Origin of the sequence: Geobacillus kaustophilus (assembly GCF_000948285.1) — a bacterium.
In the GTDB taxonomy this organism is placed as follows: domain Bacteria; phylum Bacillota; class Bacilli; order Bacillales; family Anoxybacillaceae; genus Geobacillus; species Geobacillus thermoleovorans_A.
In genome coordinates this window covers 78991-90050 of sequence record NZ_JYBP01000003.1, presented here as the reverse complement: position 1 = coordinate 90050, position 11060 = coordinate 78991, and the positions used below count along the sequence as shown (strand labels likewise).

General features: G+C 54.5%; 8 protein-coding genes. 3 read left to right on the top strand and 5 right to left on the bottom strand.

What is annotated here, in order from left to right:
• Positions 1-68: 68 nt before the first annotated feature.
• From LG52_RS01010 to LG52_RS01000, 3 genes are all read left to right on the top strand, one after another.
• Entirely contained in the window at positions 69-998 is a 930-nt protein-coding gene (locus LG52_RS01010) for a 1,4-dihydroxy-2-naphthoate polyprenyltransferase (protein ID WP_044730494.1), read from the top strand.
• Between the two features lie 81 nt (positions 999-1079).
• On the top strand, positions 1080-1889 hold the full coding sequence (locus LG52_RS01005) for a yteA family sporulation protein (protein ID WP_044730493.1): 810 nt from the start codon (positions 1080-1082) through the stop codon (positions 1887-1889).
• A 99-nt stretch (positions 1890-1988) separates the two neighbouring features.
• Positions 1989-2783 (top strand): TIGR00266 family protein, encoded by a 795-nt coding sequence (locus LG52_RS01000; RefSeq protein ID WP_044730492.1) that lies wholly within the window; start codon positions 1989-1991, stop codon positions 2781-2783.
• Positions 2784-3083: 300 nt separating this feature from the next.
• Here LG52_RS01000 and LG52_RS00995 read toward each other — a convergent pair whose 3' ends face one another.
• Genes LG52_RS00995 through glgB form a run of 5 tightly spaced genes read right to left on the bottom strand, consistent with a single transcriptional unit; the run spans position 3084 to position 11027 of the window.
• A complete protein-coding gene (locus LG52_RS00995; RefSeq protein ID WP_044730491.1) occupies positions 3084-5492 on the bottom strand; it encodes a glycogen/starch/alpha-glucan phosphorylase in 2409 nt (802 codons plus the stop codon).
• Complete coding sequence (gene glgA, locus LG52_RS00990) at positions 5479-6936, bottom strand: glycogen synthase GlgA (RefSeq protein WP_044730490.1); 1458 nt, start codon at positions 6934-6936, stop codon at positions 5479-5481. The genes LG52_RS00995 and glgA overlap by 14 nt, the downstream gene beginning before the upstream one ends.
• Positions 6933-7967 (bottom strand): sugar phosphate nucleotidyltransferase, encoded by a 1035-nt coding sequence (locus LG52_RS00985; RefSeq protein WP_044730489.1) that lies wholly within the window; start codon positions 7965-7967, stop codon positions 6933-6935. The genes glgA and LG52_RS00985 overlap by 4 nt, the downstream gene beginning before the upstream one ends.
• Positions 7964-9133 (bottom strand): glucose-1-phosphate adenylyltransferase, encoded by a 1170-nt coding sequence (locus tag LG52_RS00980; RefSeq protein ID WP_082056107.1) that lies wholly within the window; start codon positions 9131-9133, stop codon positions 7964-7966. The genes LG52_RS00985 and LG52_RS00980 overlap by 4 nt, the downstream gene beginning before the upstream one ends.
• The gene (gene glgB / locus LG52_RS00975; RefSeq protein WP_231584487.1) at positions 9015-11027 is read right to left on the bottom strand and encodes a 1,4-alpha-glucan branching enzyme; all 2013 of its coding nucleotides are present in this window, start codon (positions 11025-11027) and stop codon (positions 9015-9017) included. Before glgB ends, LG52_RS00980 begins: the two co-directional genes overlap by 119 nt.
• Between the last annotated feature and the right edge of the window lie 33 nt (positions 11028-11060).

The window sequence follows — 11060 nt, the reverse complement described above, 5'->3', positions numbered from 1 at the left end:
AACGTTTTCCTACACTTATTTTGGACGTAAATAGATGACATTTTCACGAAATATAAAGGGGAATGAATATGCAACCGTTAACACATATGGATCATCGCCCGCCGGCGCGCCGCGACTGGCGCGTTTTTTGGCGGCTGACGCGCCCGCACACGCTGACGGCGGCATTTGTGCCGGTGTGCATCGGCACAGTGCTGGCGCTTGGCGAAACGTCAATCGATTGGCTCTTGTTTGCCGCTATGATGATTGCCTCTTTGTTGATTCAAGCGGCGACGAACATGTTCAATGAATACTATGATTATCAGCGCGGCCTCGATTCACCGGAGTCGGTCGGCATCGGAGGAGCCATCGTCCGCGACGGCTTCAAGCCGAAAACGGTGCTGGCGTTGGCGTTTGGCTGTCTTGGGTTGGCTATGCTCATCGGCGTCTACATTTGCGCCGAAAGCAGCTGGTGGCTCGCTGTAGTGGGAACAATTTGCATGGCGGCCGGCTACTTTTACACCGGAGGGCCGGTTCCGATCGCCTATACGCCGTTTGGCGAACTGGCGGCTGGGTTTTTTATGGGCTTTGTCATCATTTTGATTTCATTTTTCATCCAAACGGGCGATATCAGCGCCAATGCCGTCTTGACGGCCATCCCGGTCGCGATTTTAGTCGGCGCCATTTTGCTCGCCAATAATATTCGCGACCTAGACGGCGACCGCGAAAAAGGGAGAAAGACGCTCGCCATTTTAATCGGCCGCGATTGGGCCATCCGCCTGCTCGCCATGATGTTTGCCGCCGCCTTCCTCTGGATTGTGGCGCTCGTGGCGCTCCATATCGTTCCGCTTTGGACGCTGCTTGCTTTGTTAAGCGTCCCAAAAGCGATCGCAGCGGCGCGCGGATTCATCGGAAAAACGAAACCGGCTGAAATGATGCCGGCGATGAAAGCAACCGCCCAAACGAATACGCAGTTCGGCTTCTTGCTCTCCGTTGGCTTGCTCATTGCCCATTGGCTGTAACACGGTCGGAATGACCGTGTTTTTTTTTGATTTTCGCCCATACTACACCATATAGACGCTATAAGGAAGGGGTTTCAACCGATGTTGACGAACGAACAGCTTGCCGCCTTCCGTTCGAGGCTCATCGAGATGAAACGGGAGATGGAAGAACGGCTGAAGCAAAACGGCCATTTCGGCATGATTCGCAGCCACGCCCACGACGCGGTCGGCGAGCTGGCGAGCTGCGACAACCATCCCGCTGATGAGGCGACCGAACTGTACGAGCGGGAAAAAGATTTGGCTTTGGACGAGCATACGGAGCGCGAATTTCATGAAATTGAACGGGCGCTTCAAGCCCTTGACGAAGGCGCGTACGGAATATGCCGCGTGTGCGGCCGACCGATTCCATACGAGCGGCTTGAGGCGCTGCCGACAACGCTCTACTGCCGGGAGCACAGCCCGGATCAAACGGTGTCGCAAAAGAGGCCGCTTGAAGAGGGCGTGCTTATGCCGCCGTTTGGCAAATTCGATTTCGATGACCGCGCGGAATCGGTCGCTTACGACGCGGAAGATGCATGGCAGGAAGTAGCCCGCTACGGCACATCCGACACCCCTTCGGACCTTGGTAAAAACGTCGATTTCTACGGCGAAGTATACGCCGAATCGGAGGAGAACGTCGGATATGTTGAGGATTTGGAAAATTTCGCGGCCGTCGATTTGCACGGCAGACACGTACGTGTGTACCCGACGCGGGAGCATGAGCTGCTGGAAAACATATTGGATGACGAAGGCATCATGTCGAACATCGGCGATTTGCCGGCGTATGAGAAAGATCCGTATACCGTTGAAGAAAGCTACCGCCGTTATGATGAAAGACCGTCCCAGCAGCATTTTGGGGAAACGACTCCATGAAAAAGGCCATCGGCAAGATGGTCTTTTTTGTGAAACGGACCGACACCGTTTTCCGTAGTACAGAGCAGAACGTCATATGATCCTAATGGAGGCGAAACGATGAGCGCACATGAAATTGATTACAAGCTGTACGGCGATGACATGCAGTTTGTCGAAATCGAGCTCGACCCATACGAAAGCGTGGTCGCTGAAGCGGGCGGGATGATGATGATGGATGACGGCATCGTCATGGAAACCGTATTTGGCGATGGCTCCTCATCCGGAAAAGGGCTTCTTAGCCGCCTTGTCGGCGCGGGGAAGCGGCTGCTGACGGGCGAAAGCTTGTTCATGACCGTGTTTACGAACCAAGGGAGCGGCAAGCGACGGGTCGCCTTCGCCGCCCCGTATCCGGGAAAGATCATTCCCGTCGACCTAAACGAATTCGGCGGAAAACTCATCTGCCAAAAAGACTCCTTTTTGTGTGCGGCAAAAGGCGTCTCTGTCGGCATCGAGTTTCAGCGCAAGCTCGGCGCCGGCTTTTTCGGAGGCGAAGGGTTTATTATGCAAAAGCTCGAAGGAGACGGACTCGCTTTTTTGCACGCCGGCGGAACGATCCACCGCCGCGGCTTGCAGCCGGGGGAAAAGCTGCGCATCGACACCGGCTGCCTTGTCGCCATGACGAAAGACGTCGACTATGATATTGAATATGTCGGCAACATCAAAACCGCCTTTTTCGGCGGCGAAGGATTGTTTTTGGCAACCGTAACCGGCCCGGGAGCGGTGTGGGTGCAGTCGCTTCCGTTCAGCCGGCTCGCTGACCGCGTGCTCGCCGCCGCCCCGAGCGCCGGCGGACGATCGGTCGGCGAAGGCAGCATCCTCGGCGGCATCGGCGACTGGCTCGACGGCGACGACTAAACGAAAAAGGGCGCTCCGGCCAAACGGAACGCCCTTTTGCTTTTATGCCTCCTATCCTAAAAGTTGGTGATTGAATGGAGGAAACGCTCCAACAGGGGCTTTACTCAAATAGAGAAACAGCACAACAACGGTCCTTCTTCGCATTTACGGACAGGCGGCTTTGAAGAAATCACCGTTTTTCACCAGCCTTCTAAAGAGAAGCAGGCACCGGTCCATACATCAAACTTCTGTCTCGGACAAAACTTCTCCTCCCAACGCTTGACGAGAGGTCGAAAGAGAGAGAAATCATTTTATCCCTGCCTAATCGTTCTTCCCTGACGGCGAAATGCCCCAAATCTCAGCCGCGTATTCCGCGACGGTCCGATCGCTGGCAAAACGGCCGGAATGGGCGATGTTGACGGCGCTCATCCGCCACCAGCGCGCCGGATCGCGGTAAGCGGCCTCAACCCGTTCGTGCGCCTCGGCGTAGGCGGCAAAGTCGCGCAGTACAAAATATTCGTCATTTTGCGCCAACAGCGAGTCGTAAATCGGCTCAAAGTAGTCGCCGACATCAGGGAAAAAGCCGTTGACAAGCTGGTCGACGACTTGCTTGATCCGTTTGTCGTGATGGTAATACTCATGCGCCCGATAGCCTCCGTGTTCGTAGTAGCGGAGCACTTCATCGGCCGTGAGCCCGAACAAAAACATGTTTTCCTCCCCGACGGCTTCCGCGATTTCAACGTTTGCTCCATCCAGCGTGCCAAGCGTAACGGCGCCGTTCATCATAAACTTCATGTTGCCCGTCCCGGATGCTTCTTTGCTGGCTGTTGAGATTTGCTCGCTCACGTCAGCGGCCGGAATGATTTCTTCCGCGAGCGATACGCGGTAATTTTCCAAAAAAATGACTTTCAGCTGCTCATTCGTCCGTTTGTCGTTGTTCACCTGATCCGCCACCGAATGGATGAGCTTGATGATCCGCTTGGCGTAGTAATAGCCCGGCGACGCTTTCGCTCCGAAAATGAACGTGCGCGGGTGGAACGAAACATGCGGGTCTTCTTTCAGCCGATTGTATAAATGCATAATGTGCAAGACGTTCAGCAGCTGCCGTTTATAGGCGTGCAGCCGCTTCACTTGCACGTCGAAAATGGACGATTCATCAACAAGAATGCCAGTTTTTTCGTAAATGCGGGCGGCGAGCTTCGCCTTCCGCTGCCGTTTGACCGCAGCCAGCGCCTGTTGGAACGCCGGGTCGGAAGCATAACGTTTTAAGTCAATGAGCGCCTCGGGTTCATGGATCCAGCGGGGCCCGATCGTTTCCGTAATCAACGCCGACAGCTCGGGGTTGGCTTTCAACAGCCAGCGCCGGTGCGTCACCCCGTTCGTTTTGTTGTTGAATTTGTGCGGCGCCCATTCGTAAAACAAGCGCATTTCCCGCTGTTTCAAAATGTCCGTATGCAGTTTCGCCACCCCGTTGACGCTATGGCTCGCAACGACGGCCAAATGCGCCATTTTCACCATCCCGTGGGCGACGATGGCCATTTGTTCAATCCGCCCCCAATCCCCGGGGTAGCGTTCCCACAGCTCGCGACAAAACCGTTCGTTGATTTCCTCGACGATCATATAAATGCGCGGCAAGAGCGGCTGAAAGAGGCGGATCGGCCATTTCTCCAGCGCTTCCGCCAACGTCGTATGATTCGTGTACGCGACCGTATGGGTCGTAATATGCCAAGCCTCTTCCCAGCTCATCCCTTCCTCATCGAGCAAAATGCGCATCAACTCCGGAATCGCGAGCGCCGGGTGCGTGTCGTTCACGTGAATGGCGACATACTCATGAAGGCGGTGCAAGCTTCCATGCTGGCGGCGATGGGCGCGAGTGATGCTGCCGAGGCTTGCGGCGGCGAGAAAATACTGCTGCTTTAACCGCAGCAGTTTGCCTTCGTCGTGCGTATCATCCGGATACAAAAATTCAGAAATCGCTTCCGTCTCCCGTTTGTATTGCATCACATCTTTATGAAGCGGGAACGTTTTCGCCGGCTCGGCGCTCCAAAGCCTTAGCGTGTTGACCGTGTTCGTCCCATAGCCGATGACCGGCATGTCGTACGGCACGGCCATCACGTTTTCGCTGTCGACATGGCGGAACACAAGGCGGCCGTTTTGTTCCGACACCTCGACCCTTCCCCAGAAGCGAACTTCGACCGCCAGCTCTTCTTTCCGGATTTCCCAAACGTTCCCGTTGCGCAGCCATTGCTCCGGCAGCTCGACTTGATAGCCGTCGACGATCTTTTGGTCAAACAGCCCGTGCTTGTAGCGGATGCCTTGCCCGTGGCCCGGCAAATTGAGCGTCGCGAGCGAATCGAGAAAACAGGCGGCGAGCCGCCCGAGCCCGCCGTTGCCTAGCCCGGCGTCCGCTTCGCATTCCTCGACGTCTTTGAGGCGGATGCCGAGCTCGCGAAGCCCCTCTTCGACCATCGGGCGGACGCCGAGGTTGAACAAGTTGCTCCCGAGCAAACGGCCGAGCAAAAACTCGATCGACAAATAGTACACTTGCTTCCGCCTCTCCGCCCGGCAACGCTCGTTCGTCGCAATCCAATGGCGGCTGATATGTTCGCGCACCATATGGCCGAGAACGTGATAATGATCGCGCGCCGTCGACTCCGCAAACGGTTTGCCGCACAACGCCTCGACCCGCGTCACAAACGCTCGTTTAAACGTTTCTTTATCGGCGAACAAGCGTGTCTTCCCCCTTTTTGAGCAACTGTTCATACGCTTTTTTATACTCCCTCGCCGACCGGCGCCAACTGTAATCGCCGCGCATCGCCCGCTCCTCGAGCCGCTTCCAGACCGACGGCTGGCGGTAAAACGACAGCGCCCGGCGGATCGTGTACAACATGTCGTGGGCGTTAAAATTCGTAAAACTGAACCCGTTCCCTTCCCCTGTGAATTCATTGTATGACCGCACCGTATCGTTTAATCCGCCCGTTTCTCGAACGATCGGGATCGTCCCGTACCGAAGCGCGATCATTTGGCTCAGCCCGCACGGCTCAAACAATGACGGCATTAAAAACAAGTCCGCGCCGGCGTAAATTTGATGGGCGAGCGGTTCGTGAAAGCCGATGTACACTCCGACTTTGTCCGGATAGGCCGCCGCCATTTGCGAGAAAAACTGTTCAAACCGCCAATCCCCCGTTCCAAGCACAACAAGCTGCATCTCCTCCTGCATGAGATCGTGGAACACGCACGTCACTAAATCAAGTCCTTTTTGCGCGGTCATTCGCGTCACCATCGCGACAACGGGCGCATCATCCCGCTCCGGCAGACCGAACCGCCGCTGCAACGCGCGTTTGTTGATTTTCTTTTTCTCCAGCGTACGGACGTTGTATGTCTCCTCCAAAAACGGGTCCGTTTCCGGGTTGTAAAACTCGTCATCGATGCCGTTTAAAATCCCGAGCAAATCATCCCGACGCGCTCGCAACAGACCGTCAAGCCGCTCGCCGTAATAGGCGGTTTGAATCTCCTCTTTGTACGTCGGGCTGACCGTCGTAATCAAATCAGAGACGACAAGCGCTCCTTTCATAAAACTGACGCTTCCGTAAAACTCGAGATGGTCGACGGTGAAATACCGCCCGTCCAAATTCAACAAGTCCTCTAAAATGCCGCGCGGAAACAGCCCTTGAAACTGCAAGTTGTGAATCGTAAAGACAGTGCGGATATCCGCATAAAACGGATCATGCCGGTATTGCTCGCGCAAGAAAAACGGAATCATGCCGGTGTGCCAGTCATGGCAATGAATGATGTCGGGCTGAAATGAAATCGCCGGAAGCGCGTCCAGCACCGCCCGGCAAAAATAAGCGAACCGCTCGCCATCGTCATAATGGCCATAAAGCTGCGGCCGTTTAAAATAATATTCGTTGTCGATCAAGTAATAGACGACCCCGTCATGCTCGAGCTTCTCGACGCCGCAATACTGGCGGCGCCACCCGACCGGCACGACGAGCTCCGCCGCTTTGTCCATTCGTTCTTTCCACTTCGGGGCGATCGTTTCATACTTGGGCAACATGACGCGGACATCGACGCCGAGCCGGCGCAGCTCTTTCGGCAGCGCGCCGGCGACGTCGGCCAATCCTCCCGATTTGGCAAACGGAGCGCATTCTGATACGGCAAACAGTGCGTTCATCGATGCGCGACCTCCCCTTGCACCGTTCCTTTGCGAACGACAAACGGCCGCTCCGCCGTCCCTTGTAAAACGACCCCCGGTTCGATTTTCGCGTCTTTGTCGACGATGACGCCATCAAGCACACAACCATCGCCGATTTGGCATTTTTGCATAATGATGCTGTTTTTTACAACGGCTCCTTTGCCGATTTTCACGGAACGAAACAGGACGCTGTTTTCCACCGTTCCTTCAATGACGCAGCCGTTGGCGATCATCGAGCGCTTCACATTCCCTTCCCGCCCGTATTTCGTCGGCGTCTCGTCTTTCACTTTCGTATAAATCGGACGCGATGGAAGGAAAAGCTGCTCCCAAACGCTGCGGTCAAGAAGCTCCATGCTCGCCTGGAAATAGCGGGCGAGCGAGTCGATGGCAGCCGCATACCCGCTATATTCATAATCGCAAATAGACAGCGAATGGCGGTCGTCATGGATGACATCGACGATGCTTCGATAGCCGCGGTCTTTGTAGCCGGCAATCAAATCAAGCAGAAGAGACGTCTCCAACACATACATCTTCAGCGGCCCGCCGCGATGGCAAATTTGCGTCACATCGCAGCCGCGTTCGATATGGCGCTCGAGCACCGCCGCAAAGTCGATGTTGCACACCGTGTAGCTATTGACGATGACCGCATACTTTTGCCGGCTCCGCAAAAAATAGTCAATGTGCTGTTCAAAGTGGGCGAACGCTCCGACCCGGTGCTCACCGGAAAACAACAAGTCCGGCGACGGGAAGAAAAACAGTCCGTCCCGCTTTCGGTTTAAATCCCAATTCTTCCCTGATCCTAAATGATCCATCAGCGACCGATATTGGTATTTCGGAAAAATAGCCACACTTTCAACGCCGGAGTTGACCATGCTTGAAAGCACGAAATCAATGAGCCGATACCGCCCGGCAAACGGCACCGCTGCGATGGAACGTCTCTCGACAAGCGGCGCCATCGCCTCCATGTGCGTCGTCGCGTCAATGACGCCCAGCATCATGTTGTTGTTCATTGCGCTTCATCCTTCCTTGCGGTGTCCTTATTCCGTTGCTTGATCCACTCGGTTGTTGCGAGCACGACGTCATCATCAGCATCGCCCGGGCTCACAGTCGAATGCGGCGGGATGACGACGTTCGGCGTGATGATCGCCCGCTCTACGTACGCCCCTTCTCCAACGGCCGCCCCCGGCATCACGACCGCTTCCTTCACGACCGCTCCCTTGCCGATGCGGACGCCTTGAAACAACACCGAGCGCTCCACCGTTCCTTCCACGACGCATCCTTCATTGATGAGCGAATCGCTCACTTCCGCTTCCGGCGCGATGTATTGCGGCGGCTGGTTCGGATTGACCGAATAAATGCGCCACGAGCGGTCAAACAAGTCAAGTTCATTGTGTTCATCAAGCAAATCCATGTTGGCTTCCCACAAGCTTTTGACGGTGCCGACATCTTTCCAATAGCCTTGGAACGGATACGCCACAAGCCGCTTGTTCTCCCGAAGCAGCCGCGGAATCACATCTTTGCCGAAGTCGTGCGACGAATGCGGGTCGGCGTTGTCGATTTGCAAATACTCCTTCAATAACGGCCAATTGAAAATATAAATGCCCATCGACGCCAAATTGCTTTTCGGCTCCGCCGGCTTTTCAACAAATTCGACAATTTCCATGTCTTCATTCGTGTTCATAATGCCGAATCGGCTCGCCTCTTCCCATGGCACTTCAATGACGGAAATCGTCACGTCCGCCTGTTTGGCGATATGGTAGTCGAGCATCTGCTGGTAATCCATCTTGTAAATATGGTCGCCGGACAAGACAAGAACGTAGTCCGGGTCGTACTGCTCGATATAATTGATATTTTGATAAATGGCGTTCGCTGTGCCTTCGTACCATTTGACGCCGGAAGAGGCGGAGTAAGGCGGAAGGACGGTGACGCCCCCGTTTCTTCGATCTAAATCCCATGCGCTTCCGATGCCGATGTACGAGTGCAAAAGAAGCGGCTGATATTGGGTCAACACCCCGACCGTGTCAATGCCCGAGTTTGTGCAATTGCTCAGCGTAAAGTCAATGATGCGGTACTTCCCGCCGAACGGCACGGCCGGTTTCGCGATGTTTGTCGTCAGCGAGCGAAGACGGCTTCCTTGCCCACCGGCCAATAACATGGCGATGCACGTCTTCTTCATTCTTCTTTCTCTCCCCTCGTTTTTGCACTGGACGCAAAATGGAAATTCCAAACAGCGGAATCGTCATGCGCACATGGTATGGCTTTCCATGAAACGGCTCGTTGAAAGCGGAAAGACGCTTTCTATTGACATGCCCTGACCCGCCAAACTCCGCCGCATCGCTGTTCAACACTTCGCGGTACGGCGCCAAAAGCGGCACGCCGACTTTGTAATCGTCATACGCCTGATTTGTGAAATTGCAAACAATAACCAGCACATCACCCTCTTTTTTCCCGCGACGGATGAATGAGAAAATGCTTTGTTCGGCGTTGTGCACGTCGATCCATTCAAACCCGCGCGGGTCGTGGTCGAGTTCGTAAAACGGCTTATACCGTTTATAGCAGGCGATCAGCAGCTTCACATATTCGGCCATTTTCCGGTGCAATTCAAAATCGAACAGCCCCCAGTCGAGCTCTCCCTCAAACTTCCATTCATCAAACTGGGCAAACTCACTGCCCATAAACAGCAGCTTTTTCCCAGGGTGGGCCATCATGTAGCCATACAATAGGCGCAGCTGGGCGAACTTCTCTTCGTACGACCCCGGCATTTTATTGAGCAGCGATTTTTTGCCATGCACGACCTCATCATGAGAAAATGGCAAAATGAAATTTTCCGAATACGCATAAAGGAGGGAAAAACTGACTTGGTTATGGACGTATTTCCGCTCATGCGGCGGCGTTTCCATATACTTGAGCATGTCGTTCATCCAGCCCATGTTCCACTTGTAGTTAAACCCAAGGCCGCCATCGTACGTCGGCGCGGTCACCCGAGACCAGTCGGTCGAATCTTCAGCGATCATCAAGATGTTCGGGTCATAGGCAAACACCGCCTCATTCAACTGGCGCAAAAACTCGACCGCATACGGATTTTCGTACAGTTGGTCATTGTTCGGCCAATAAAGCATATTGGCGACCGCATCGACGCGAAACCCGTCAATATGGTAATACTTCATCCAAAACAACGCATTGGAGATTAGAAAACTGCGCACTTCCAGCTTGCCCAAGTCAAAATTCGCCGTCCCCCAGACGTAATTTTCACGGTCTTTTTCATTCGCGTATTCATACGTCGGCGCGCCGTCAAACATGTACAGCCCGTGGGCGTCCTTGCAAAAATGCCCCGGCGCCCAGTCGATGATGACGCCAAGCCCAGCCTGATGGCAGCGGTCGACGAAATACATGAAATCGTGCGGCGTGCCATAGCGGCTTGTCACCGAATAATAGCCGGTCCCTTGATATCCCCACGAACGATCGAGCGGATGCTCGCCAAGCGGAAGCAGCTCAATGTGCGTAAATCCGCGCTCCAGCACGTACGGAATGAGTTCGTCGGCCATCTCACGGTACGTATAAAAGCAGCCATCCGGTTTCTTCTTCCATGAACCGAAATGAAGTTCATAAATGACCATCGGCTGGTCGTAAATCCGTTTCCGCCGCTTCTTTCGCTGCCAAGGCTGATCGTTCCACTCGTATCCTTTCAAATCGTAGACAATCGAGGCGGTATGAGGACGCAATTCGGAGTAAAAGGCGTACGGGTCCGCTTTCAACAGAACACGGCCATCCGGTGTGATGATCTCATATTTATAGAGATGCCCTTCCAAGTTTTCTGGAACAACGATCGTCCATACTCCTTCATCGTTCACTTTTGTGAGGCGGAATTTCGCCCCGTCCCAGCCGTTGAAGCTGCCGACAAGACGGACTTCCCGCGCATGGGGCGCCCACACGCAAAAGCGAGTGCCGACCGCTCCGCCGTCGCGGATGACATGAGCGCCGAACAGCTCATAACTTTGATACAAACGTCCTTCATGAAACAAATACACTTCTAAATCTGTCGGATTCGCCGCAATCAAGCTGGATCGCATCCTTTCCGAAGCAAAATGATGGCCATGCACAAC